Annotated in this window: 19 protein-coding genes and 1 pseudogene; 8 read left to right on the top strand and 12 right to left on the bottom strand. The window is 71.8% G+C overall.

Annotated elements, in window-relative coordinates; all coding sequences use genetic code 11:
• Nucleotides 1-29: 29 nt before the first annotated feature.
• The 3 genes from fahA to DVK44_RS12385 all read right to left on the bottom strand — a co-directional run bounded on the left by fahA (nt 30) and on the right by DVK44_RS12385 (nt 5,070).
• Nucleotides 30-1,253, bottom strand: coding sequence for a fumarylacetoacetase (fahA, locus tag DVK44_RS12395; RefSeq protein WP_114659722.1), 1,224 nt, complete (start codon nt 1,251-1,253; stop codon nt 30-32).
• A 159-nt stretch (nt 1,254-1,412) separates the two neighbouring features.
• Nucleotides 1,413-3,494, bottom strand: coding sequence for a CocE/NonD family hydrolase (locus tag DVK44_RS12390; protein WP_114659721.1), 2,082 nt, complete (start codon nt 3,492-3,494; stop codon nt 1,413-1,415).
• 70 nt (nt 3,495-3,564) lie between these two features.
• Complete coding sequence (locus DVK44_RS12385; protein ID WP_228447103.1) at nt 3,565-5,070, bottom strand: peptide MFS transporter; 1,506 nt, start codon at nt 5,068-5,070, stop codon at nt 3,565-3,567.
• Between the two features lie 155 nt (nt 5,071-5,225).
• On the opposite strand from DVK44_RS12385, the gene DVK44_RS12380 reads away from it, so the two are divergent.
• The 5 genes from DVK44_RS12380 (at nt 5,226) to DVK44_RS12360 (ending at nt 11,432) form a co-directional block, all read left to right on the top strand.
• Nucleotides 5,226-6,236 (top strand): polyprenyl synthetase family protein, encoded by a 1,011-nt coding sequence (locus DVK44_RS12380; RefSeq protein ID WP_114659719.1) that lies wholly within the window; start codon nt 5,226-5,228, stop codon nt 6,234-6,236.
• Nucleotides 6,237-6,549: 313 nt separating this feature from the next.
• Nucleotides 6,550-7,863, top strand: a complete 1,314-nt coding sequence (locus DVK44_RS12375; protein WP_114659718.1) for a LolA family protein — start codon at nt 6,550-6,552, stop codon at nt 7,861-7,863.
• A gap of 246 nt (nt 7,864-8,109) precedes the next feature.
• Entirely contained in the window at nt 8,110-9,501 is a 1,392-nt protein-coding gene (locus tag DVK44_RS12370) for an FG-GAP and VCBS repeat-containing protein (protein ID WP_114659717.1), read from the top strand.
• A gap of 82 nt (nt 9,502-9,583) precedes the next feature.
• Nucleotides 9,584-10,531: an ABC transporter ATP-binding protein gene (locus tag DVK44_RS12365; protein WP_114659716.1), complete on the top strand. Its 948-nt coding sequence runs from the start codon at nt 9,584-9,586 to the stop codon at nt 10,529-10,531.
• Nucleotides 10,518-11,432, top strand: coding sequence for an ABC transporter permease (locus DVK44_RS12360; RefSeq protein ID WP_114659715.1), 915 nt, complete (start codon nt 10,518-10,520; stop codon nt 11,430-11,432). Before DVK44_RS12365 ends, DVK44_RS12360 begins: the two co-directional genes overlap by 14 nt.
• A 55-nt stretch (nt 11,433-11,487) precedes the next feature.
• Here DVK44_RS12360 and DVK44_RS12355 read toward each other — a convergent pair.
• Nucleotides 11,488-12,417: pseudogene (locus DVK44_RS12355) on the bottom strand (M28 family metallopeptidase); the annotation flags it as partial.
• 172 nt (nt 12,418-12,589) lie between these two features.
• Between DVK44_RS12355 and DVK44_RS12350 the strand changes: the two are divergent.
• On the top strand, nt 12,590-13,201 hold the full coding sequence (locus tag DVK44_RS12350) for a CGNR zinc finger domain-containing protein (RefSeq protein WP_408055395.1): 612 nt from the start codon (nt 12,590-12,592) through the stop codon (nt 13,199-13,201).
• Nucleotides 13,202-13,255: 54 nt separating this feature from the next.
• Here DVK44_RS12350 and DVK44_RS12345 read toward each other — a convergent pair whose 3' ends face one another.
• A complete protein-coding gene (locus DVK44_RS12345) occupies nt 13,256-13,690 on the bottom strand; it encodes a winged helix-turn-helix transcriptional regulator (protein ID WP_114659713.1) in 435 nt (144 codons plus the stop codon).
• Nucleotides 13,691-13,821: 131 nt separating this feature from the next.
• Between DVK44_RS12345 and DVK44_RS12340 the strand changes: the two genes are divergently transcribed.
• Nucleotides 13,822-15,315 carry an MFS transporter gene (locus DVK44_RS12340; protein WP_228447101.1) on the top strand — a complete coding sequence of 498 codons (1,494 nt, stop codon included), beginning with the start codon at nt 13,822-13,824 and terminating at the stop codon, nt 15,313-15,315.
• Here DVK44_RS12340 and rarD read toward each other — a convergent pair.
• Both rarD and DVK44_RS12330 read right to left on the bottom strand, forming a co-directional pair.
• Nucleotides 15,267-16,295, bottom strand: coding sequence for an EamA family transporter RarD (gene rarD, locus DVK44_RS12335; RefSeq protein WP_114659712.1), 1,029 nt, complete (start codon nt 16,293-16,295; stop codon nt 15,267-15,269). The genes DVK44_RS12340 and rarD overlap by 49 nt on opposite strands.
• A gap of 149 nt (nt 16,296-16,444) precedes the next feature.
• Nucleotides 16,445-17,305, bottom strand: a complete 861-nt coding sequence (locus DVK44_RS12330; RefSeq protein ID WP_114659711.1) for an SDR family oxidoreductase — start codon at nt 17,303-17,305, stop codon at nt 16,445-16,447.
• A 104-nt stretch (nt 17,306-17,409) separates the two neighbouring features.
• Between DVK44_RS12330 and DVK44_RS12325 the strand changes: the two genes are divergently transcribed.
• A complete protein-coding gene (locus tag DVK44_RS12325; RefSeq protein WP_114659710.1) occupies nt 17,410-17,796 on the top strand; it encodes a winged helix-turn-helix transcriptional regulator in 387 nt (128 codons plus the stop codon).
• Between the two features lie 40 nt (nt 17,797-17,836).
• Here DVK44_RS12325 and DVK44_RS12320 read toward each other — a convergent pair whose 3' ends face one another.
• The 5 genes from DVK44_RS12320 to DVK44_RS12300 all read right to left on the bottom strand — a co-directional run bounded on the left by DVK44_RS12320 (nt 17,837) and on the right by DVK44_RS12300 (nt 24,684).
• Nucleotides 17,837-18,916, bottom strand: a complete 1,080-nt coding sequence (locus DVK44_RS12320; protein ID WP_228447100.1) for a 2-oxoacid:ferredoxin oxidoreductase subunit beta — start codon at nt 18,914-18,916, stop codon at nt 17,837-17,839.
• Nucleotides 18,909-20,876, bottom strand: coding sequence for a 2-oxoacid:acceptor oxidoreductase subunit alpha (locus DVK44_RS12315; protein ID WP_114659709.1), 1,968 nt, complete (start codon nt 20,874-20,876; stop codon nt 18,909-18,911). Before DVK44_RS12315 ends, DVK44_RS12320 begins: the two co-directional genes overlap by 8 nt.
• A gap of 342 nt (nt 20,877-21,218) precedes the next feature.
• A complete protein-coding gene (locus tag DVK44_RS12310) occupies nt 21,219-21,878 on the bottom strand; it encodes a response regulator transcription factor (protein WP_114665079.1) in 660 nt (219 codons plus the stop codon).
• 133 nt (nt 21,879-22,011) lie between these two features.
• The gene (locus DVK44_RS12305; RefSeq protein ID WP_114659708.1) at nt 22,012-23,325 is read right to left on the bottom strand and encodes a sensor histidine kinase; all 1,314 of its coding nucleotides are present in this window, start codon (nt 23,323-23,325) and stop codon (nt 22,012-22,014) included.
• Between the two features lie 156 nt (nt 23,326-23,481).
• The gene (locus DVK44_RS12300) at nt 23,482-24,684 is read right to left on the bottom strand and encodes a sensor histidine kinase (RefSeq protein ID WP_114659707.1); all 1,203 of its coding nucleotides are present in this window, start codon (nt 24,682-24,684) and stop codon (nt 23,482-23,484) included.
• Nucleotides 24,685-24,692: the final 8 nt, after the last annotated feature.

The raw sequence follows: 24,692 nt of genomic DNA, 5'->3' as shown, positions 1-24,692 counted from the left end.
GGGAGGTGCCGGGCCTCCGTCCGTCCCCGTCAGCCGGGCAGGACCCGGCCCGTGACCTCGCCCAGGCCGACCCGGGTGCCGTCCGGGCCCGGCGCCCAGGCGGTGAGGGTGACCACGTCGCCGTCCTCCAGGAACGTCCGTTTACCGGCGCCGAGTTCGAGGGGCTCCGTACCGTTCCAGGTCAGTTCGAGAAGGCAGCCGCGCTGCTCGCGCGCCGCGCCGCTGACCGTGCCGGAGGCGAAGACATCGCCCGTACGGAGCGACGCGCCGTTGACCGTCATATGCGTCAACTGCTGAGCCGCCGTCCAGTACATGGTGGAGAACGGCGGCTCGGAGATCACCTCGCCGTTCAGGGCGACGGAGATCCGCAGGTCGAAACCGCCCGGCTCCTCCTCGTCCGCGTCGTCCAGATAGGGGAGCAGCCCCGTGGAGCGCGCCGGAGGGGCCACCCGGGCCGCGTCGAGGGCCTCCAGCGGCGTCACCCAGGCCGAGACGGACGTCGCGAAGGACTTCCCCAGGAACGGGCCGAGCGGCACGTACTCCCACGCCTGGATGTCCCGCGCCGACCAGTCGTTGAGCAGGGACAGCCCGAAGACATGGTCGCGGAACGAGGCCAGCTCCACCCCCCGGCCGCGCGCGGACGGCGTACCGACGACGAAGGCCACCTCCGCCTCGATGTCCAGCTTGGTGGACGGTCCGAAGACCGGCGCCGGGTCGGCGGGGCCCTTGCGCTGCCCGGACGGGCGCGTCACCTCCGTACCGGACACGACGACCGTGCCGGCCCGGCCGTGGTAACCGATCGGCAGATGCTTCCAGTTGGGTGTCAGCGCCTCGCCGTCCGGGCGGAAGATCCGGCCGACGTTGGTGGCGTGGTGCTCACTCGCGTAGAAGTCGACATAGTCCGCGACCTCGTACGGCAGATGCAGGGTCACCGAGCCGAGCGGATGGAGCAGAGGCTCTATGTCGGGCCGGTGCGCGGGCACCGTGACCCAGGCGGTGAGGGCGCGCCGTACATCGCGCCAGGCCGTACGGCCCGCCGCCATCAGGGGGTTGAGGCTCGGCCGGTCCAGCAGCGCCACGTAGGGGGAGCCCAGCGCCCGCGCCGCCGCTCCGGCGTCGAGCACATGGTCGCCGATACGGACCCCGACCCGGCGGCGGTCGGGCTCGGCCGCGGGGGAGAAGACTCCGTACGGCAGGTTGTGCGGGCCGAAGGGGTCGCCCTCGGCCGGTTCGAGCGGGCTCTGCTCGGGCATGGGGTACTGCCTCGCTTTCCGGATCGATGCAGGACACGTTACGTCGGTGTTGCCCACTGGCGGCAGTGGTGAAAAGCCCGCATTGGGCATCCTGGTGCGGAGGTGGCTCCGGGGGCCGCCGCGCCGGCCGCGGCGCCGGCCGCTGCCTCGGACGGCAGGTCAGCCCGCTGTCCGGGGAATCCGTCTCTCCCAGGTGCGGTGGAAGACCACCTCGTCGCCCGCGTGGCAGATCACCTCATTGGAGGTGAGGAAGTCGGCCGCGTCGCAGCTGATCTCCGAACGCGTGGTGACCCGGGTGTCCCAGCCGAGTTCGGGCCGGTGCAGCCGGATCGTCCAGTCCGAACGGGTGTGCGCCGACAGCGGGTCGTCCTCCTGGATGGTGTACGTCTCCCGCGCCTCCTCGGTGAATTCGAGACCGTCCGGATAGACCCGGGAGCCGCCGTAGCGCGGGTCCACCTCCAGCCGCCAGAGCCCCTTGGCCACATCCCGTACCACCAGCCGCTCGGGGCGCTCCTCGTCCAGCGTCGCGGGGAACACCACGCCCAGCGGCTCCGACTGCTCCGGCGGGCCGAAGACAACCGGACGCGGCCGTTCCTCCGGTGCCCGTACGGGCAGTTCGAGGGAGCTGCCGACCGGGTGGAGCGTGAAGCCCGCCGACCCGGCCCGCGGCCAGATCCACGGCCAGTACGCGGAGGAGACGGCGAGCCGGACGCGGTGGCCGGGCGGGAAGGTGTGGCCGATGGCGTTCAGCTCGAAGGTGACGTCCTCGGTGGCGCCCTCGGGCCAGGGCTCGATCCGGTCCCGGCCTTTCCTGGCCGACAGGTTGAGCGCGCCGCGGGTGACCAGGGTGGAGGAGCCGTCGGGCGCGACATCGCAGAGCCGGGCGACGGCCTGCCCGGCGGGGACGTCCATCCGCAGCCGCAGTCTGACCCGGGGGCGGCCGAGGATCTCGATACCTCCCCCGGCCGGTGCGGGGCCGTCGGCCACTCCGTCAGCCACTCCGTCAGCCACTTCATCGGTCACTCCGTCAGGCACCTGGAAGTCGAAGCACGCCGACTTCGCGTCCTCCTCCCGCTGGTCCGGCGGCAGATCCGCGTCATTGCCGAACGGGAAGAAGCGGCCCGCGTCCAGGCCCGTGTGGTGCGGGGAGCCGACGATCACCGGCTCACCCCGGAGGGCGTACGGCACGGTCGCGACGTTCGGCGACGGCCACCCGGGGTCGCCCACCCAGCGGCCCGGCAGCTCCCGGTAGCGGGTCGCGGGCGGGTGCGAGGCGCTGATCCAGGAGCGCAGCAGCGGCTCGTCCATGATCCCCGTGTCGGCGCCCTTGAGGTGCTGGTCCCACCAGCGCAGCGTCTCCTGGAGGAAGCCGATCGCGGGCCCCGGCGGCAGCCCCCGGTCCGGGTACTGGTGCGACCAGGGCCCGATCAGCCCCCGTACCCGCGCCGGATCCAGCCGCTCGACCAGCCTCAGCACGGTGTCGCGGTAAGGGTCGTGCCAGCCGCCGACCGCCAGCACGGCCGCCTGGATCGCGCCGTAGTCCTCGCAGACGCTGCCGTGCCGCCAGTACGCGTCCCGGGTCTGGTGGGCCAGCCAGGTGTGGATGAGCGGCTCTACGGTTTCGAGGCGGGTCAGCCACATCGCGCGCCAGGCGTCCCCGGTGTACAGCGGGTCCGGCGGCCGGGCGGCGAAGGCGAGCATGGTCGCGGCCCAGGCGTGCATGTCGACGGCGAGGACGGAGCCGCCCATGTAGTGGACGTCGTTGTCGTACCGGTCGTCGGTGGAGCAGACGGTGACGATCGCCTTGAGCGGCTCGGGCGCGAGGGCGGCCAGCTGGAGCGCGTTGAAGCCGCCCCAGGAGATGCCGAACACGCCCACCCGGCCGCTCGACCAGGGCCGCGCGGCGAGCCAGTGGATCACCTCGACACCGTCGGCCAGCTCGGTCGCGTCGTACTCGTCGCCCGGCAGCCCCTCGCTGTTGCCGTGCCCGCGCACATCGACCCGTACGGACGCGTAGCCGTGGCCCGCGTACCAGGGGTGGCGCTGCCAGTCGCGCGGCGCGGTCCAGTCCGTCAGCCGGTACGGCAGGTATTCGAGCAGGACGGGCACGGGCTCGTCGGTGACGGGGCGCCAGACGCGGGCGTAGAGCCGGGTGCCGTCGGACAGCGGGATCCGTACGTCCTCGCGGGTGGTCCCGTACGGGAAGTCGCGGCGGACGGTGGGGGTGGGGGACGACGGCATACCGGTCACCTCGCGGGGCGTTGTCAGTGGACGGGGTTACCGTCAAGGGACGGGGTGTGTGGCGCCCCTGTCAGCGGACGGGGTGCATGGTGCGGCGCAGCCAGGGCGCCGCGGCGATCACGAGCAGCCCGGCGACGACCGCGACGGCGCCGTTGACGCCGAAGTACGCGGGCTGCGAGACCCGGCCGTACAGCTTCACGGTCTGGGCCTGGATGCCGTTGGCGAGGGCCAGGGAGAGGAACCAGAGGGCGAGCGTCTGGCTGGCGAACGCCTTCGGCGCGAGCTTGGTGGAGGCGGAGAGCCCGGAGGTCTCCACCAGGATGTCGCCGAGGCCGAGCAGCAGATACGAGCCGACGATCCACCAGGCGGCCATCCGGTACTCCGCCCCGCCGTGTCCCGAGGTGGGCAGGACCATGAGCAGGAAGGACAGCCCGCCCAGGATCACCCCGACCGCGATCTTGTTGGAGGCGTGCGGCTGGTCGCGGCCCATCCGGACCCAGACGGCCGCGACCACGGGCGCGAGCGCCACCTCGAAGGCGCCGAGGGCGGAGGCGTACCAGCCGGCCGGGAAGGTGAAGCCGAGGATCGAGGTGTCGGCGTTGGTGGAGGCCAGCAGGATCATCGTCGAGTACGCCTGGAAGAGGATGAAGTTGAAGACGACCGAGGCCAGGAACAGCACCACGTACGGGCGGAGCCTGCCGCGCTCCTCGGCGCTCACCCGGGGGCTGCGGAACATCACCGCGAAGTAGACGACCGGCGCGACGACCGAGAGCACGGTGAGCGCGTCGGCGAAGCGGCCGATGGTCAGCCACCCCGCCAGGGAGAGCGCCACCGCGAGGACGGCGGCCACGGCCGCGCCGGCGGCCATCAGCCGCAGCGCCCGGCGCATCGGTCCGGGCGCGAGGGCGAACTCGGCGGCGTGCTTGCGCCCGGCCAGATGGCGGCGGCCCGCCACGTACTGGACCAGCCCGAGGGTCATGCCCACGGCGGCGGCGGAGAACGCCGTGTGCCAGCTCGCGTGGTCACCGAGCCAGCCGGTGACGAGCGGGCCGAGGAAGGCGCCGATGTTGATGGCCATGTAGTAGAGGGCGAAGCCGGCGTCCCGGCGCTCGTCCTCGGTCCGGTAGAGCTTGCCGACCATGGCGGAGACATTGGGCTTGAGCAGGCCCGTACCGGCGCTGATCAGTCCGAGCCCGGCCCAGGTCATGGCGGCCGTGGGGACGGCCATGGCGTAGTGGCCGGCGGCGATCAGGACGCCGCCCCAGAGCACCGCGCGGTACGAGCCGAGGATCCGGTCGGCCAGCCAGCCGCCGGCCACCGAGAGCAGATAGACGAGGGTCCCGTACGCGGCCGAGAGGGAGGCGGCCGTGCCGGGCGCCAAGCCGAGTCCTCCCTCTTCGAGGGAGGAGACGAAGTAGAGGACGAGGATCGCCTGCATCCCGAGGAACGAGAAGCGCTCCCAGACCTCCAGACCGGAGAGGGTCAGCAGTCCCTGGGGATGGCCGAGGAAGGCATGATCGTCACGAGGGGGCGGCTCGTCCTCGGGCGCGACGGGGTCGGTCGTGGTTCCGGACAAAAGCATCACTCCTGCTCGTACGGATGATCCCGAACATACCGGCGGAGCCGGGAAGCCGCCCATGGTGATCGAAAGGGGACCGGATACGCTGACTTGAGTGATGACAGCGACACATCGACAATCCGTGTGATCGTCAGCAGACAGGAGTACCTCTCGTGACCGTCGTCGGGCCGTTCGGGCTGAGCGTGCGGGACCAGGCTCTTGAGGCCGATGTCCAGACCGGATTGGCCGCCGTGGAGGCGGGACTTCTCGACGCGACCAAGAGCGACGTGCCCTTCATCACGGAGGCCGCCCAGCATCTGGTGCGGGCGGGAGGCAAGCGTTTCCGGCCTCTGTTGGTCATGCTCGCGTCACAATTTGGTGACCCTTACGCGCCCGGTGTCGTCCCCGCTGCCGTCGTCGTCGAACTGACGCATCTCGCGACGCTCTACCACGACGACGTGATGGACGAGGCGGACGTCCGCCGGGGGGTGCCCAGCGCCAACACCCGCTGGGACAACTCCGTCGCCGTCCTCACGGGTGACTTCCTCTTCGCCCGCGCCTCGCAGATCCTGTCCGACCTGGGCCCGGACGCCGTACGGGTCCAGGCGGAGGCGTTCGAGCGGCTGGTGACGGGCCAGATCCTGGAGACGGTGGGCCCGCGCGACGGCCGCGACCCGGTCGACCACTACCTCGACGTCATCGGCGGCAAGACGGGCTCGCTGATCGCGGTCTCCGGCCGCTTCGGCGCGATGGCCTCCGGCGCGGACGAGTCCGTCATCGACATCCTCACCCAGTACGGGGAGCGGCTCGGGGTCGCCTTCCAGCTCGCCGACGACGTCCTCGACATCGCCAGCGACTCGCACGAGTCCGGCAAGACCCCCGGCACCGACCTCCGCGAGGGCATCCCGACGCTGCCGGTGCTGCTGCTGCGCGCCCAGGCGGCGGCGCACGGCCGGCCGGAGGACCTGGAGCTGGTCGAGCTGCTGGACGGCGATCTGGCGGACGACGCGCTGCTCGCCGAGGCCCTGAAGCGGCTGCGCGTCCATCCGGCGCTGGAGCAGGCACGGCGCGACACCGTGCGGTACGCGGAGGCGGCGCGGGCGACGCTGGCGCCGCTGCCCGAGGGGTACGCGAAGTCGGCGCTGGTGGAGCTGTGCGACGCGGTGGTCCACCGCGCGGGCTGACGGTCCGGCAGCGGGCCGCGTAAGCCGGCGGACCGGTGGACTGCCCCGATCGGACGTGTCCCGCGCCCGGTCGGCGGTGCGCGTCCGGTCGTCTTTCCGCGCTCAGGGGCGTCCCCTAGTGGGTGCCCCGGGGCGTCCGCTCCGTATGTCATCCCAAAGCAGTACGGGAAGTTGATCCCGGGGGCTGACGCTTCAGCGGCGCCGAATTGGTCAGATGGTAAGCAACACTCCTGACCAATTCGGGTGAGAATGGCGGCGAGGGGTGGACGAGTGCAATGGACGGAAGGCCGCCGACCACGGAGGTAGGGCACACATGGCAGCGAACGACAGTGCGCGCATCACCGAGGAGGAGGACCGGGAGCCGGGCGTGATCCGCCGGAAGGCGACGCGTTACGGGCTTCCGCTCGCCGTCGCCGGGGTGGCCGCGGCGACCATCGGGCTCGTACCCGCGCTGGCCGCGACCACCGGCGGTCCTGATCTGGCGGACATCAGCGCACAGCGGCTCATCGAGAAGATCGCCGCTTCGGACACCCAGCAGCTCTCCGGCTCCGTGAAGATCTCCACGGATCTGGGGCTCCCGGGGCTGTCCGGTCTCGACAGCCTGGCCGGCTCGCTCGGCGCGGGGAGCGTCACGGGCGGCGCCGCGTCCGCGGACCCGAGCGAGAAGCTCATGGAACTCAGCTCCGGCACCCACACCCTGCGCGTCGCGGTCGACGGCCCCGACAAGCAGCGGCTCTCCATCCTGGAGAACGCCGCCGAGTACAGCCTGATCCACAACGGCGACGAGGTGTGGGCGTACGACAGCGCCTCCAACGAGGCGTACCACGCGACGGCCCCCAAGGACGGCGCGAAGACCACCGGGAAGGGCGCCACCGAGTCCCAGGGCCGGAGCCTGACGGCCACCCCGGCCGACTTCGCCGCGGAGGCGCTGAAGGCATCCGCCGACACGACCTCCGTGACGGTCGACGGCACGACGCGGATCGCCGGGCGCGACGCGTACCGGCTGCTGGTCAAGCCCAAGCAGTCGGGTTCGACGATCGGCTCGGTCACGATCGCGGTCGACGCGAAGACGGGCACCCCGCTGAAGTTCACGCTGGCGTCGAGCGCGGGCGGCAAGGCCATCGTCGACGTGGGCTTCACCAAGGTCGACTTCGCCAAGCCCGCCGCGTCCACCTTCGACTTCACCCCGCCCAAGGGCGCGAAGGTGACGGAGGGGAAGGACCACGACGCCGCGACGGCGGACGGCGCCAAGGACCCGTCCTCGGACGACACGCCCTTCAACTCCGGAGGGATCCCGGACGGGCTCGGCGGCCTCGTCGGACTCGACGCCGGAGCGGGTGACGGCGGCGTGAAGACGATCGGCAAGGGCTGGAGCACGGTCTTCGAGCTGACGTCCGGCGACAGCGTCAGGGGCGGCGCGGACCGTGACTCCGCGAAGGCGGACGACCTGCCGGCCGACACCCAGGGCTTCATCAACTCCCTGGGCGAGAAGGTCACCGGGAAGTTCGGCTCGGGCACGCTCTACAAGACCCGCATCGTCAACGCCCTGATGACGGACGACGGCAAGGTCTACGTAGGCGCCGTAACGAAGGAATCCCTGCTCAAGGCCGCGGACCAGGCGAAGTAGCCCGCCCGCCGACCGCCCCGCCGCGAGGTTCGCGCGGCGGGGCGGAACGCTGTGCTGCGGAACGCTGTGCTGCGGGGCGCTCGGACCGCTTTTGGCTCGGGCTCGCACCTGTACTCCGGCGCCGCTTCCGCGGGGCCGGGTCTCTTCGGCTACAACCCTCTTCCGTCGTCGTACGTCTCCTCTGTGCCTCGCATCGCGAGATCACCGGGGACCGGTTCCAGCCGGTCCCGCGCATCCAGGAGACGCATGTTCGCGCACAGGACTCCCCGCCCGCTCCGGCTCGCGTTCGCGACCGTCGTCGTCGTGTCCCTCACCGGCGCCGGGCCGCTGGGCCTCTCGGGGACGGCCGTGGCCGCGCCCGCGAAGTACGCCGACGACTTCAACGGGGACGGTTACCGGGACTACGCCCAGGCGTCCCTCGGCGGCTATTTCACGGTGACGTACGGGACCGCGACCGGGCCCGGCACCGTGACGAAGGAATTCACGCAGAACAGCCCGGGCATTCCCGGGAAGGCCGGGGACGCCGGTGGCTACGCCGATGCCTTCGGCGAGGACCTGGCCGTCGCAGACTTCAACCAGGACGGCTATGCCGACCTCGCGGTCAGCGACTTCACCGAGAAGGTCAGCGGCAAGGTCTCCTCGGGAGCGGTCACCATCATGTGGGGCGCCAAGTCCGGCCTCGGCACCAAAGCCACCCGGCTCCCCGTCGGCGCCGTCACCCACCGGAGCTTCGGCAAGGCCATCGAGGCCGGTGACTTCAACGGCGACGGCAAGCCGGATCTGGCGGTCGTGGACTCCTTCGGCACCGTCTATATCTTCCGGGGCGGCTTCTCCAAGACCGGAACGACCGGCAAGGTCACCAAGCACCACCTTCCCGCGGGCTCGCGCGACATCCTCGAACCCACCGGGCTCGTCGCCGGGAAGGTCACCAAGGACAAGGCCACTGACCTGTACGTCCTCGGCCAGGGCTACCGCGACAACAAGATGACCCAGGACGCCTGGTTCCTGCGCGGCGGTGCCACGATCAAACCCGCCGCCAAGGTCACGCGGATCAACAACACGGCCCCCGACTACGGCCCCACGGGCGTCATCGCGGATTTCGACAAGGACGGTTACGGCGATCTGGCCGTCAGAGACGTCCGCCACAACCAGGGGGCCGGCTCGGTCGTCGTCGTACGCGGCGGAGCGTCCGGCCCCACCACCACGTACCGCCTCACCCAGTCCACGCCGGGCGTCGCCACGTCCGCCACCAAGAACGACTACTTCGGCGCCGAACTCTCCGCCGGTGACACCAACCGCGACGGCTACCCGGACCTCGCGGTCAGCGCGCCGTCGGAGAAGGTCGGCTCGGCCAAGGAGGCGGGCGGCGTCCATATCCTGCGCGGCGGCAAGAAGGGCCTGACCGGCGCCGGTTCGCAATGGTTCACCCGCGCCACCGCCGGCATACCCGGGAGCCCCACGGCGTACCAGAGGTTCGGACTGAACCTCCGGCTGCGCGACATCGACCGGGACGGCTACGCCGACCTGCTGATCGGTGACAACGACCACGAGCACAGCCTGTTCCTTCGCGGCGGCTCTGCCGGTATCACCACCACCGGCGTGACGAGGGTGGGGGTGTGGCCGAGCTTCCCCCAGTGACGGGCGAAGGAGGGCGGTCGCTTCCGCGGCGGGCGGAACGCTGGGCGGGGGCGGTCCGTTCTCGTAGCGGACGGGGGTGGTGATGGATTCCGTGGTGGATCGCGTGATCGAGACGCGTGGGCTCACGAAGCGGTACGGCGGCGGGCAGCTCGCCGTCGACCGGCTCGATCTGACCGTGCCCGCCGGGAGTGTCTTCGGCTTTCTCGGGCCCAATGGCTCGGGGAAGACCACCACCATCCGGATGCTGCTGGGCCTCATCGAGCCGACCGCGGGCTCCGCCGTGCTGCTGGGCCGCCCCATGCCGCGCGCGGCCCGTGCCGTACTGCCCGAGGTGGGGGCGCTGATCGAAGGGCCCGCGCTGTACGGGTATCTGACGGGCCGGGACAATCTCGTACGGTACGACGCGGCCGATCCCACGGCCGACCCCCGTACCCGCCGGGCGCGGGTGGCCGGGGCGCTGGAGCGGGTCGGGCTGACCGCCGCCGCGGGGAAGCGGGCGAGGGCGTACTCCCTGGGGATGAAGCAGCGGCTCGGGCTGGCGGCGGCGCTGCTGCGGCCACGCCGGCTGCTGGTGCTCGACGAGCCGACGAACGGGCTCGACCCGCAGGGCATGCGCGAGATCAGGGCGCTCGTGCGGGAGCTGGCTGCGGACGGCACGACGGTCTTCCTCTCCTCGCACTTGCTGGACGAGATCGAACAGGTCTGCACCCATGCCGCGGTGATGACCCGCGGCCGGCTGATCACCCAGGGCACGGTCGCGGAGCTGGCGGCCGGGACCCGGCGCCGGCTGGCCGTCACCACGCCCGATCCGGGCGCGGCCGTCCGGGTGCTGAAGGAGCGGGGCGTCACCGATGTGGTGGCCGTGGACGACCGGGTGACCGGCGAGCCCCCGGCGGACGCGGATCCCGCCGAGCTGAACGCGGCGCTGGTGGGGGCGGGGGTGCGGGTACGGGCCTTCGGCCTGGAGCGCGCCTCCCTGGAGGACGCCTTCGTCGCGCTGACCGGGGAGGGATTCGATGTCGCGGGCTGAGGCGGGGGTTGCGGCGGGGGAGGGGACGGGGGACGGACCGGAGCGGGTGCGGGCGGCGCGGCTGTGGTGGGCCGCCGGGCTGCTCGGCTCCGAGCTGGCGCTCGTCCTGCGGCGCCGGCGGACCTGGGCGCTGCTGGGGGTGCTGGCCGCCGTGCCCGTCCTCATCGGTATCGCGGTGAAGATCCAGACGAGTGACGACGGCACGGTCGGAGGCGGCGGCGCGGCGCACGGTCCTGCCTTCCTCACCCAGGTCACCAACAACGGGCTGTTCCTGGTCTTCGCCGCGCTCGCCGCGACGCTCCCGGTCTTCCTCCCGATGGCCGTCGGGGTGATCGCGGGCGACGCGCTCGCGGGTGAGGCGAGCGCCGGCACACTGCGCTATCTGCTGGTGGCGCCGGCGGGGCGTACGCGGCTGCTGCTCGTCAAGTACGCCTCGACGCTGGTCTTCTGCCTGGTCGCGACCCTGACGGTGGCGGCCTCCGCGCTCGCCGTGGGGGCGCTGCTGTTCCCGCTCGGCGAGGTCACCACGATCTCGGGGACCCGGATCCCGTTCGGGGACGGGCTGATACGGGCCCTGCTGATCGCGGTGCTGGTCGCCGCGTCGCTCGCCGGGCTCGCGGCGGTCGGTCTGTTCGTCTCGACGCTGACCAGCAGCGGCATCGGTGCCATGGCGGCGACGGTCGGGCTGGTGGTCACGGCGCAGATCCTGGACACGATCCCGCAGCTCCACGCCGTACAGCCGTATCTCTTCCCGCACTACTGGCTGTCGTTCGCGGATGTGCTGCGCGACCCGTTCTACTGGGAGGACATCGGGAAGAACCTGCAACTCCAGGCGGTGTACGCGGCGGTGTTCGGGTCGGCGGCGTGGGCGAGGTTCACGACGAAGGACATCACGACCTGAGGGGCCGGGCCCGGGGAGCCGGTGCGGGCTCCCCGGGCCGGTGCGGGCGCGGTCAGCTGGCGCCGGAGAGTGTCCAGACCGCGTACGCGACGGCGTTGCTGTTGCGGCCGAGCGCGGTGTCGCTGATGTTCGCCGTGGTGTCGCACGCGCGGTGGTAGCAGCGGTCGAAGGCCACCCCGGAGGTGCCGCCCCACTTCTGCGCCTGCGCGGCCGTCTTGATGTAGTCGGCGCCGCTGAAGAGGCCGCCGACGGGGACGCCCACGTTCTTGAACGGGGCGTGGTCCGAGCGGCCGTCGCCCTCGGTCTCGATCTCCGTCGGTATGCCGAGACCCGCGTAGTAGTTCTTGAAGGTCTGCTCGATCGTCGGGTCGTCGTCGTAGACGAAGTAGCCGGGGTTCGGGGAGCCGATCATGTCGAAGTTGAGATAGCCGCTGATTTTCGCGCGCTCGGCGGTCGGCAGGTTGTTGACGTAGTAGCGGGACCCGACGAGGCCCAGCTCCTCGGCGCCCCACCAGGCGAACCGGAGGTGCTTTGTCGGCTTCAGCTGGGCCCGGGAGACGGCGAGCGCGGTCTCCAGGATCGCGGCGGAGCCCGAGCCGTTGTCGTTGATGCCGGCGCCCGCCGTCACCGAGTCCAGATGTGAGCCAGACATGACAACCTGATTGCTGTCGCCGCCCGGCCAGTCGGCTATCAGGTTGTAGCCGGTGGACCCGCTGGCGGTGAACTGCTGGACGGTGGTGGTGAATCCGGCCGCGTCCAGCTTGCCCTTCACGTAGTTCACGGACGCCAGATAGCCGGCGCGGCCGTGGGCGCGATTGCCGCCGTTGGCCGCCGCGATCGACGACAGCTGCGTCAGATGCGCCTTGACGTTGGCGAGCGGTATCTCGGGCGCCGCCAGGGTGGTGGCGGCGGACGCGTTCGGCGCGCTCGCCGCGAGCAGTCCCGCGAGCGCGAGACCGACGACGGCGGGAACGGAGAGTTTCATGGGGGGCTCCGGATCCGTATGCGGGGGTGGGGGGTTGGTGCGTTACGGGGAAACGGTTGAGCGTGCTGAATGGTCAACGAGAGCTTGACTCGCCGTCAAGAGGCGGGAAATGGACACGGGTGTCCGCTGAGCGACCACCTACCGTGGTGACGTGATCGAGTTCGCGAGGGACCTGCCCGACGGCCCCGGGCCGTACGAACCCGGTCTGATCCTGCGTACGCCCGAGGGCCGCCCGTTCCGCTTCGACGCGGGCGCGCTCTGTCTGGAGCTGCTGATCACCGGCGGCCCGGGGCCGTACGCGCGCCACGAGGTGCTGCACACCCCGGACGCGCTGGCGGAGTGGGCCGCCCGGAGCCGGCTCGCGCCCGGGCTGGAGCCGGAGCTGTCGGTGAGCGATACGGAGGTACGGACGGCCCGTGCCGTACGGGACGCGCTGCTGCGGCTCACCCTCGCCCGCGCGCACGACCTGACCCCGGACCGGGCCGACCTCGCGACGCTGAACGCGGCGGCGGCCGAGCCCCCGCTCGTGGCCCGGATCACGTCGGAGGGCGCGCACGCCTGGGTGCCCGGTGCCACCGGGACCGGGCTGCTGTCGACCGTCGCCCGCGACGCCGTCGAGCTGTTCACCGGCCCGTACGCGCACCGGATCCGCGAATGCGGCTCGCACGACTGCTTCCTGCTCTTCGCGGACACCTCCCGGCCGGGCCGCCGCCGCTGGTGCGCCATGGAGCGATGCGGCAACCGCAACAAGGTACGGACCCACCGGGCGCGCCGGGCCCGGTGACGCGCGCCGTGCCCGGTGACGGCCCAGGGCGCGGTGACGCCCCAGGCGTGGCCGTCAGCGCTCGGCCGCGTCGTACGCGGCGCGGGCCGCCGCCACCTCCGTCTGGTGCTCCTCGGTCCAGGTGACCAGCGCGCGGATCGTGGTGTGCAGGGTGCGGCCCAGTGACGTCAGTTCGTAGTCCACCCGGGGCGGCACGACCGGATGCACCGTACGCCGCACCAGCCCGTCCCGCTCCAGCTGCCGCAGGGTGACCGTCAGCATCCGCTGGCTGATGCCGTCGATCTCCCGGCGCAGCTCGGTGAAGCGCAGCCTGCGGCGGTCCAGCAGGGCGATGACCAGCAGCGACCACTTGCCGGCGACCCGGTCGAGGATCTGCCGTACCTCGCAGTCCTCCCGGGTGTCCCACTGGAAGGGGTCGAGATCCTCGTCGTCGACGGAGGAGCCGGTTCCCTCGCGGTAACCCGGTGACTTCGAAGTGCCTTCTTCCATAGGTGGTCATGCTGCCGCAGGCTGTGAGCGGTTACAAGAAGGAACCGACCCTCGTCCCGGTAACCGCTACCTCCGCCTGCCGCTCCTACGCCTGCCGCTCCGCCGCCTGCCGCTCCTCAAGGGGTTTCCGCATGTCACCCGCCCGATCCGCACCCGTCGCGCTGCTTCTCGTCCTCTGCGGGACGGTCTTCCTGGAGGGCGCCGATGTCGCGATGCTCGCGGTGGCCATCCCCTCGATCCGCGCCGAGCTGGGGCTGTCGACCGGCACCGCGGCCTGGGTGATGAGCGCGTACGTCCTCGGCTACGCCGGATTCACCCTGCTCGGCGGCCGGGCGGCCGATCTGCTCGGCCGTCGCCGGATGTTCCTCGGCTCGCTCGTGGTCTTTCTGCTCTTCTCCGGCCTGGGCGGGTTCGCGGGCGACGGCGCGACGCTGGTCGTGGCCCGCTTCATCACCGGCGTGGCAGCCGCGTTCATGACACCGGCGGCGATGTCGATCATCACCACGTCGTACGAGGAGGGGCCGCGCCGCAACCGGGCCCTGCTGATCTTCGCCGGTACGAGCGCCGCCGGGTTCTCGCTCGGGCTGGTCATCGGCGGGCTGCTGACCGAACTGGGCTGGCGCTGGGTGTTCTTCGCGCCGGTGCTGACCTCGGCGGTGATCCTGGCCGCCGCCGTACGGCTGCTGCCGCGCGGCGACCGGGCCGCATCCGGGACCGGGCCCGCATCGCTCCGCGGTCCGCGCGGCTTCGATCTGCCGGGCGCCGCCGCCGCGGCCGGGGCGATGCTGCTCCTGGCGTACGGGATCCTGCGGCTCGAACACGCCGGTTCGGGCCTCCGGGTGACGGCCGGCGCCTTCGCCGCCGGACTGGCGCTGCTGGGCGTCTTCACGGTGATCGAGCGCCGCTCGCCCGCGCCGCTGGTGCGTCTCGGGATCTTCCGCCGGGCGGCGATGGTCCGCGCGGACCTGGGCGCGCTGCTCTTCGTCGGCTCGTTCTTCGGCTTCCAGTTCGTCGTCACGCTCTACCTCCAGGAGCTGCGCGGCTGGTCGTCCCTGGAGACCGCGCTCGCGCTGGTGGTCATGGGGTGCGACGCGGTGCTCGCCCCGCTGCTGACCCCGCTCCTGGTGAACCGGTTCGGCACGGTCCGGGTGGCGCTCGGCGGATTCCTGCTCGCGATCGTGTCGTACGGACTGTTCCTGCCCATCGGCCCGGACTGGACGTATGCCGCGATGTTCCCGACCCTGCTGCTGACCGGCGTCGCCTTCGCGCTGGTGTACGGGCCGCTGGCCATCGCGGCGACGGACGGGGTGGCCCCGGGGGAACAGGGGCTGGCGGGCGGGCTGCTGCACACCGCGACCCAGTTCGGCTCGGCGGTCGGGATCTCGGCGGTGACGGCGGTGTACGGCCTGGCCGTCGCGGGTACGGACGGCTCCCCGGCCGCCGCGCTGACGGCGTACCGGGCGGCGCTGCTGGTCCCGGTGGCCGGGGTGGTCCTCGGCGCGCTGGTCATGGCCACCGGGCTGCGGCGGCGGAACGCCCGTATCCGACCGGCCGCCGGATCCGGCGGTGGATCCGGTCAGGCCGAGGGCTCGCGCGGGGTCGTCGCGGAGGGCGTCAGCCCCTGAGGAGCCGGAGTCACAGCCGGAGACGCCGCCACAGCCGGAGTCACAGCCGCCGCCTCGGCCGCCGCCGTCAGCCGGAGCGCCTGCACCTGCGCCTTGTTGCGGTGCGCCGTCCGCAGCGCGTCCCACGTCAGGACCGACAGCGCCAGCCAGACCAGGGAGAAGCCGGCCCAGCGCTCCGGCGGCATCTCCTCGTGGAAGTAGAAGATGCCCAGCAGGAACTGGAAGACCGGGGCCAGATACTGGAGCAGTCCGAGCGTCGACAGCGGCACCCGGATGGCCGCCGCGCCGAAGCAGATCAGCGGCACGGCGGTGATCAGCCCGGTGCCGGCGAGCAGCGCCACATGGCCCGCGCCCCCGGAGCCGATCGTGGCCGCGCCGGTCGCGCTCAGCCAGATGAGATAGCCGAGCGCGGGCAGGAAGAGCACGGCGGTCTCGGCCGCCAGCGACTCCAGACCGCCGAGGTTGACCTTCTTCTTGACCAGTCCGTACGTCGCGAACGAGAAGGCGAGCGTCAGCGAGATCCACGGCGGTCGCCCGTAGCCGACCGCGAGGACCAGCACGGCGCCGATGGCGATACCGACCGCCGTCCACTGGGCCGCCCGCAGCCGCTCCTTGAGCAGCAGGACGCCCATGGCGATGGTCACCAGCGGGTTGATGAAGTACCCGAGGGACGCCTCCACGACCCGGCCGGTGTTGACCGCCCAGATGTAGACGCCCCAGTTGACGGAGATCGTGGAGGCGGCCACCGCGATGAGCGCCAGCCTGCGCGGCTGCCGCAGCAGCTCCCGTATCCACGCCCAGCGGCGCAGCACCAGGAGCGTGATCACGACGACGCCCAGGGACCAGACCATCCGGTGGGCGAGGATCTCCATGGCGCCGGCCGGATGGAGGAGCGGCCAGTAGAGCGGGACCAGCCCCCACATGCCGTAGGCGCCGATCCCGTACAGCAGTCCCGCCCGCTGTTCGCCCTCCGCTTTCACTGGACCTCCCCGTCCCGCGCGCGCCGTCCCCTGCCGGGACGGACGAGCCCCGTCGAAGGTAGCGCCGCGCGGGCCAGGATGTCATGTTCGTATCGTCATACGGTCATGACGCCGCAGAGGGTGTTGCGGGACCGAGGTGGGCGTGGCCGTCAGCCCTTGAGCGCCGTGGCGATCGTCTCGGCGAACGGCGTGGTCGGACGGCCGGTCAGCCGCGCCAGGTCGCCGGTGGTGCCGGCCAGCCGCCCGCGCTCGATCGCGGCGTCCACGTCCACGAGGATCGCGGCGAACGCCTCGGGCAGGCCGGCGCCGGTCAGGATCTGGAGATGGGTCTCGGCCGGCACGTTGCTGTACGCGATGTCCTTGCCGGTCTGGCGCGCGATCTCGGCCGCGTACTCCGCGAGCGACCACGCCGTGTCGCCGCTCAGCTCGTACGCCTTGTTCAGGTGGCCCTCGCCGGTCAGGACGGCGGCGGCAGCGGCGGCGTAGTCCGCGCGGGTCGCGGAGGCGATCCGGCCCTCGCCCGCGTTGGCGACGACGGCGCCGTGCTCCAGCACCGGCGCGAGGTTGTCGGTGTAGTTCTCCGTGTACCAGCCGTTGCGCAGGAAGGTGTACGGCAGACCGGAGTCCAGGATCGCCTGCTCGGTGATCTTGTGCTCGGCCGCCAGGTCGAAGTCGGCCTCCGGGCCGCCCAGGACACCGGTGTACGCGAGCTGGGCCACGCCCGCCGCCTTCGCGGCGTCGATGACGGCGGTGTGCTGCGCCACGCGCTGTCCGACCTCGCTGCCGGAGACCAGTAGGACCCGGTCGCCGGAGCGGAAGGCGTCCTTCAGCGTCTCGGGGGCGCTGTAGTCGGCGACCCGCAGCTCGACACCGAGGGCCACGAGCCCGGCGGCCTTCTCCTTGTTCCTGACGACGGCGGCGATCCCGTCGGCCGGTACATCGGCGGCGAGCAGGGCTTCCACGACGAGACGGCCGAGGTGTCCGGTGGCTCCGGTGACGACGATGCTCATGGGGGTGGTCTCCAGTCCGTGCGGTTTTGTGCGGTATCGAATGCACTCACCTTATGGGCCGCACTAACTAAGTGAAAGTACCCACCTTGAAGTAAGGTACTGGTATGACAGTAAGTAATACGCCGAACGTCAACCGGACGATGTGCCCCTCCCGGCTCGTCCTGGAGCACGTCACGAGCCGCTGGGGCGTGCTGGTCCTGGCCGCGCTGCTGGAGCGCTCGTACCGCTTCAGCGAGCTGCGGCGCGAGGTCGGCGGTGTCAGCGAGAAGATGCTCGCCCAGACCCTCCAGACGCTGGAGCGCGACGGCTTCGTCCACCGCGACGCCAAGGCCGTCATCCCGCCGCGCGTGGACTACTCGCTGACGGAGCTGGGGCGGGAGGCCGCCGAGCAGGTGTGGGGGCTGGCGCGCTGGACCGAACGGCGGCTGGAGGAGGTCTTCCAGGCGCGGGAGGCGTACGACGAGGCCCGGACCCCCCTGACGGCGGAATAGGGGATCCGGGCCTCGGTTTAGCTTTCGATCCGGGCGGCGCTCAGCCCGCGACCGTCCAGGTGTCGCCGCCCGCCAGCAGCGCGCCGAGGTCGCCCTTGCCCTGCCGCTCGACCGCCGCGTCCAGCTGGTCGGACATCAGCGTGTCGTAGACCGGCCGCTTCACGCTGCGCAGCACCCCGATGGGCGTGTGGTGCAGCGTGTCCGCGTCGGCGAGGCGCGAGAGCGCGAACGCGGTGGTCGGGCTCGCCGCGTGCGCGTCGTGGACGAGGACGTCCGCCTCGTTCGCGGCGGTGACGGGGACGACCTCCAGATCGCCGGTGGCCCGGTTCCGTACGACGCCCTTCGCGCCGTCCGTGCCGAAGCGCATCGGCTGTCCGTGCTCCAGCCGGATCACCGCCTCCGCCGCCCGCTCCTTGTCCTTGAGGACCTCGAAGGCGCCGTCGTTGAAGATGTTGCAGTTCTGGTAGATCTCCACCAGCGCCGTGCCCGGGTGCTCGGCGGCCTGCCGCAGCACCTCCGTCAGATGCTTGCGGTCCGAGTCGACCGTGCGGGCCACGAACGACGCCTCCGCGCCGAGCGCCAGGGACACCGGGTTGAAGGGCGCGTCCAGCGAGCCCATCGGCGTCGACTTGGTGATCTTCCCTACCTCGGAGGTGGGGGAGTACTGGCCCTTGGTCAGTCCGTAGATCCGGTTGTTGAACAGCAGGATCTTCAGATTGACGTTCCGGCGCAGTGCGTGGATCAGATGGTTGCCGCCGATGGAGAGCGCGTCGCCGTCGCCGGTTACCACCCAGACCGACAGATCACGGCGCGAGGTGGCGAGCCCGGTCGCGATGGCGGGCGCGCGGCCGTGGATCGAGTGCATCCCGTACGTATTCATGTAGTACGGGAAGCGGGAGGAGCAGCCGATGCCCGAGACGAACACGATGTTCTCTCTGGCGAGACCCAGCTCCGGCATGAAGCCCTGGACGGCGGCGAGGACCGCGTAGTCCCCGCAGCCGGGGCACCAGCGGACCTCCTGGTCTGACTTGAAGTCCTTCATGACCTGCTTGGACTCGGCCCGGGGCACCAGTGTCAGCAGCTCGTTGCTGATGGCCCTGGTCGTCATGTCGTCAGGCATCGATGGCCTCCTTGAGGGCCGTGGCGAGCTGCTCGGCCTTGAACGGCATGCCGTTGACCTGGTTGTACGAGTGGGCGTCGACCAGATACTTCGCGCGGATCATCGTGGCGAGCTGACCGAGGTTCATCTCCGGCACCACGACCTTGTCGTAACGGCGCAGCACCTCCCCCAGATCGCGCGGGAAGGGGTTGAGATGGCGCAGATGCGCCTGCGCGATCGGCACGCCCGCCGCGCGCAGTCGGCGCACGGCGGCGGTGATCGGCCCGTAGGTCGAGCCCCAGCCCAGCACCAGCGTGCGGGCGCCGTCCGGATCGTCGACCCCGGTGGCGGGGACCTCGATGCCGTCGATCTTGGCCTGCCGGGTGCGGACCATGAAGTCGTGGTTGGCCGGGTCGTAGGAGATATTGCCCGTGCCGTCCTGCTTCTCGATGCCGCCGATCCGGTGTTCGAGACCGGGTGTGCCGGGGACAGCCCAGGGCCGCGCCAGCGTCAGCGGGTCGCGTTTGTACGGCCAGAACACCTCGGTGCCGTCGGCCAGTTCATGGTTCGCGGCGGTGGCGAACCGGACCCGCAGATCGGGGAGTTCAGCGGTGTCCGGGACCCGCCAGGGCTCGGAGCCGTTGGCGAGATAGCCGTCGGAGAGCAGCAGGACCGGCGTACGGTACGTCAGCGCGATCCGGGCCGCGTCCAGCGCGGTGTCGAAGCAGTCGGCCGGCGTCCGGGGCGCGAGCACCGGCACCGGGGCCTCGCCGTTGCGCCCGTACATCGCCTGGAGGAGATCGGCCTGCTCCGTCTTGGTGGGCAGCCCGGTGGACGGGCCGCCGCGCTGGATGGCGACGACGAGCAGCGGCAGCTCCAGCGAGACCGCGAGCCCGATCGTCTCCGACTTGAGCGCCACCCCGGGCCCGGAGGTGGTGGTCACGGCGAGCGCGCCGCCGAAGGCCGCGCCCAGGGCCGCGCCGATGGCGGCGATCTCGTCCTCGGCCTGGAAGGTCCGTACGCCGAAGTTCTTGTGCTTGGACAGCTCGTGCAGGATGTCCGAGGCCGGGGTGATCGGGTACGAGCCGAGGTAGAGCGGCAGCTCCGCCTGGTGGCCGGCGGCGATCAGACCGTACGAGAGGGCGAGATTGCCGGAGATGTTGCGGTACGTGCCGGGCGGGAACGCGGCGCCGGCCGGGGCCACTTCGTAGCTGACCGCGAAGTCCTCGGTCGTCTCGCCGAAGTTCCAGCCGGCCCGGAACGCGGCCACGTTCGCCTCGGCGATCTGCGGCTTCTTCGCGAACTTGACCCGGAGGAAGCGCTCCGTCCCCTCCGTGGGCCGGTGGTACATCCACGACAGCAGCCCGAGCGCGAACATGTTCTTGCTGCGCTCGGCCTCCCTGCGGGGCAGCCCGAACTCCTTGAGCGCCTCGATCGTCAGTGTCGTCAGCGGCACCGGGTGGATCCGGTACGCGTCGAGCGAGCCGTCCTCCAGCGGGGAGACCTGGTAACCGACCTTGGCCATCGGGCGCTTGGTGAACTCGTCGGTGTTCACGATGATGTCCGCGCCGCGCGGCACATCGCCGATGTTCGCCTTCAGCGCCGCCGGGTTCATCGCGACGAGCACGTTCGGCGCGTCGCCCGGGGTGAGGATGTCGTGGTCGGCGAAGTGCAGCTGGAAGGAGGAGACACCCGGCAGGGTCCCGGCGGGGGCCCGGATCTCCGCCGGGAAGTTCGGCAGTGTCGACAGGTCGTTCCCGAAGGACGCGGTCTCCGAGGTGAACCGGTCGCCCGTCAGCTGCATCCCGTCGCCCGAGTCACCCGCGAAACGGATGATCACCCGGTCCAGACGGCGGACTTCCTTGTCGCCCGCGCGTCTGCGCAGCGGCGCTCGCTGTTCGCCGAGGGCGCGGTCGTCGCCGCCGCCCGCACCGTGGGTCTCGTCGGCCTGCTCGGCCGGGCTACTGACCTGGCTGGTCACTGAACTTGACCTCCTTGGAGGCGGCGGGCCCGGAGCGTGCCGGTCGCCCGGCGGTCCCGGAGACCGGCCACCCTACGTCGGTAAGGATTGCCTTTCCTTGACCGGCCGGACGGCGGACGCCGTGCGCGACGTCTCGGCGTACCAATTTGTCATGCTTCCCGGCCTTGTGTGTGCGGAAGAGGGCTGACGTGCCCTCAGCCTTTGTGTCTAGGACTTCTGCTGGTTTCGATGGCGGGGCGGATTCGCACCTGTATTCGACGGTGGACTGTTCGGGGCCGCGCTTGAGGCGCGCTGGAGCGCGATCCGGAGCGGCCGATCCGGACCGGCCGGGACCGTACCGGATCAGGATCTGAGATACGTCAGTACGGCCAGCACCCGGCGGTGATCGCCCACGCTCGGCGACAGCCCGAGCTTCAGGAAGATATTGCTGACGTGCTTCTCGACCGCGCCGTCGCTCACCACGAGCTGCTTGGCCACCGCCGAGTTCGTCCGGCCCTCGGCCATCAGCCCCAGCACCTCCCGCTCACGCGGGGTCAGCCCGGCCAGCACATCCTGCTTGCGGCTCCGGCCGAGCAGCTGGGCCACCACCTCGGGATCCAGCGCCGTACCGCCGCCCGCCACCCGGACCACGGCGTCCACGAACTCCCGGACCTCCGCGACCCGGTCCTTCAGCAGATACCCGACGCCCCGGCTGCTGCCGCCCAGCAGCTCGGTCGCGTACTGCTCCTCGACGTACTGCGACAGCACCAGCACCCCGATCCCCGGGTGGTCCTTGCGCAGCCGCACCGCCGCCCGTACGCCCTCGTCGGTGTGGGTCGGCGGCATCCGTACGTCCGCCACCACCACGTCCGGCGGCGTCCCCGCGCCCACCAGATCGTCGACGGTCTTGACCAGCGCCTCGCCGTCACCCACGCCCGCGACCACGTCGTGCCCGCGGTCGGTCAGCAGCCTGGTCAGGCCCTCCCGCAGCAGCACCGAGTCCTCGGCGATGACCACACGCACTCTGTCCTGCACGTCCTTCACGGATCCGAATCCCCCACTGCCGAAGTCTGTCGCGCCCCTGGTCCCACCAGCATCCCAGGATTCGGACCACTCCGCCCCCCTCCAGAGGCACGGGACCCGCCCGCCGCGCGGATCAGCCGCGCCAGGGCAGCTCCGCCGTCACCGTCGTCGGCCCGCCGGGCGGGGAGTCCACGACCAGCACCCCGTCGACCGCGCCCAGCCGCTCCGTCAGCCCGGCCAGCCCGCTGCCCGTCGCCGGGTCCGCGCCGCCCCGGCCGTCGTCCGTGACCTGGATCATCAGCCGGTCCCGCGTCTGCCACACCTCCACCGCCGCCCGGGTCGCCCGCGCGTGCTTGCTGATGTTCTGGAGCAGCTCGGAGACGGTGAAGTACGCGATGCCCTCGATCGCCGCAGCCGGCCGGGCGGGCAGATCCACCGTCACCTTCACCGGGACCGCGCAGCGGGACGCGACGGAGGAGAGCGCCGCGTCGAGGCCGCGGTCGGTGAGGACGGCCGGGTGGATGCCCCGGGCGAGGTCGCGCAGCTCCTGGAGAGCCACCTTCACCTCGCCGTGGGCCTCGTCGACCATGCGCGCTGCCGCCTCCGGGTCCGCCGGCAGCTTCTCCTTCGCCAGCCCCAGATCCATGGCGAGCGCGACCAGCCGGGCCTGGGCGCCGTCGTGCAGATCGCGTTCGATACGGCGCAGATCGGCCGCCGCCGTGTCCACGACCACCCCCCGGTCCGACTCCAGCTCCGCGACCCGGCCGGCCAGCCGCGAGGGCCCGAGCAGCCCGGTGACCATCAGCCGGTCCACCGCCGTGAGGCCCCGGACCAGCCACGGGCAGGCCATGACGGCGACCAGCCCGACGGCGGTGACGGCCGCGATCTCGAACGGGCTGTCCAGATAGAACCGGTGCCCCCGGGTGTCCGCGAAGAGCACGAACCCCGTCGCATCGCTCCGCTGCGGGTACCACAGCGGATAGAGGAGCAGCCCCCAGCTCGTGACCCAGAACGTCACCGCGACCACGAACGCGCACACCGCCCACGGGAAGTGCAGTACCGCGTACACCAGATGGCGCCAGGACACCCCGCTCTTCAGGACCGCGCCGATCCACGGCAGCAGCCCCTTCTCCTCCGTACGGGCACGGACCGGCTCCGGCTCCGCTATCTCGACCCCCAGCAGCGCCCGGGCCCGCGCCCGCTCCAGCGCGCCGATGCCCCGGCAGCCGACGAGCGCCAGCGCCAGCACGGGCACCCCGAGGAACGTGACGAGCAGCCCGGTCCCGAGGGAGACCATCGTGATCGCGTACGCGAAGAGCACGACGCTGATCGGCAGGCTGAGCAGCACATAGCCGAACTCGCGCCAGGCGCGGCCCCCGAACGGCGCGCGCAGCGCGGGCGGCAGGGGGAGGCGGGGGCGCGGCTGCGATCCGTGATCCGTGGCCATCGGTGTCTCGTCCGATCTGGGAGCGGGTGGCGTGGGCGGGCGGTGTGGCGTCCGTGTCCGTCCATGGTGCGGCGGCCGGGCGGGCCCGCACCATGAGGACGGTCGCCCTCTTCGCCGGGGGTTTTCCCCCGTACGGCGCGTACAGGGGACGGACGGTCAGGCGCGCTCCCGCTCCCGCTCCCGCCACGGCAGCTCCGCCGTCACCGTCGTCGGCCCGCCCGGCGGGGAGTCCAGGACGAACAGCCCGTCGACCGCGCCCAGCCGCTCCGACAGCCCCGCCATCCCCGTACCGCCGTCCATCCGCGCGCCGCCGCGCCCGTCGTCCCGTACCTGGATCAGCAGCCGCTGCTCCGTCCGCCACACATCGACGGACGCCATCCGCGCCCCACTGTGCTTGCTGACGTTCTGGAGCAGCTCGGAGACGGTGAAGTACGCGATGCCCTCGATCGCCGCCGCCGGCCGGGCGGGCAGATCCACCGTCACCTTCACCGGGACCGTGCAGCGCGAGGCGACGGAGGAGAGCGCCGCGTCGAGGCCGCGGTCGGTGAGGACGGCCGGGTGGATGCCGCGGGCGAGGTCGCGCAGCTCCTGGAGGGCGAGCTTCACCTCGCCGTGGGCCTCGTCGACCATGAGGGCCGCGGCCTCCGGGTCCTCCAGCAGCTTCTCCTTCGCCAGGCCGAGGCCCATCGCGAGCGCGACCAGCCGGGCCTGGGCGCCGTCGTGCAGATCGCGTTCGATACGGCGCAGATCGGCCGCCGCCGTGTCCACGACCACCCCCCGGTCCGACTCCAGCTCCGCGATCCGCCGCTCCAGCTCGTCGGACGGCGACAGCAGCCCGCGCACCATCGCCCGGTCCGCATTGGTCAGCGCCCGCACCACGAACGGCAGGACGGGCCAGAGGACGAGCAGCCCCACCAGCGTGACCGCGAACGTCGCCACGCCCCAGGGCAGTCTGATGAACCCGTACAGCATGGTCCGCCAGGCCACCGGATCCCGCAGGCCCGTCCAGATCCGGCCGAGCGTGCTCTCCTTGCGCCGGTACAGCGGGCTCGGCTCGTCGATCCGTACCCCCAGCAGCGCGCGCGCCCGCGCCCGCTCCTGGCGGCCGAGCCAGCGCGCGCCGCTCAGCCCGACGACGAGCCACGGCAGACCGATCACGGTGACCGAAAGGGACACCCCGGTGGACACCGTCGTCACCGCGTAAAGGAAACCGATCAGCGCGACGGGGAAATTCGTCAGCAGGAACGCGATCTCCCGCCAGGTGTGCCGGTCGTAGCCGAAGCGCGCGGGCGGCGGCCGGCCGTCGTCGGTCGTGGGCGCCGCCGCGGCGGCTGCTTGGGCGGAGGGGGTGCTGCTCACGGGCTTGC

This window comes from Streptomyces paludis, assembly GCF_003344965.1.
GTDB lineage: Bacteria > Actinomycetota > Actinomycetes > Streptomycetales > Streptomycetaceae > Streptomyces > Streptomyces paludis.
This window is presented reverse-complemented; position numbering and strand designations above follow the sequence as displayed.

Bases quoted from the DNA above. Each gene is read 5' to 3' on its own strand.
- fahA (WP_114659722.1), bottom strand. From the start codon at position 1,253: ATGCCCGAGCAGAGCCCGCTCGAACCGGCCGAGGGCGACCCCTTCGGC.
- DVK44_RS12305 (WP_114659708.1), bottom strand. From the start codon at position 23,325: ATGGCCACGGATCACGGATCGCAGCCGCGCCCCCGCCTCCCCCTGCCG.
- DVK44_RS12325 (WP_114659710.1), top strand. From the start codon at position 17,410: ATGACAGTAAGTAATACGCCGAACGTCAACCGGACGATGTGCCCCTCC.
- DVK44_RS12340 (WP_228447101.1), top strand. From the start codon at position 13,822: ATGTCACCCGCCCGATCCGCACCCGTCGCGCTGCTTCTCGTCCTCTGC.
- DVK44_RS12330 (WP_114659711.1), bottom strand. From the start codon at position 17,305: ATGAGCATCGTCGTCACCGGAGCCACCGGACACCTCGGCCGTCTCGTC.
- DVK44_RS12320 (WP_228447100.1), bottom strand. From the start codon at position 18,916: ATGCCTGACGACATGACGACCAGGGCCATCAGCAACGAGCTGCTGACA.
- DVK44_RS12360 (WP_114659715.1), top strand. From the start codon at position 10,518: ATGTCGCGGGCTGAGGCGGGGGTTGCGGCGGGGGAGGGGACGGGGGAC.
- DVK44_RS12375 (WP_114659718.1), top strand. From the start codon at position 6,550: ATGGCAGCGAACGACAGTGCGCGCATCACCGAGGAGGAGGACCGGGAG.
- DVK44_RS12370 (WP_114659717.1), top strand. From the start codon at position 8,110: ATGTTCGCGCACAGGACTCCCCGCCCGCTCCGGCTCGCGTTCGCGACC.
- DVK44_RS12390 (WP_114659721.1), bottom strand. From the start codon at position 3,494: ATGCCGTCGTCCCCCACCCCCACCGTCCGCCGCGACTTCCCGTACGGG.
- DVK44_RS12365 (WP_114659716.1), top strand. From the start codon at position 9,584: ATGGATTCCGTGGTGGATCGCGTGATCGAGACGCGTGGGCTCACGAAG.
- DVK44_RS12345 (WP_114659713.1), bottom strand. From the start codon at position 13,690: ATGGAAGAAGGCACTTCGAAGTCACCGGGTTACCGCGAGGGAACCGGC.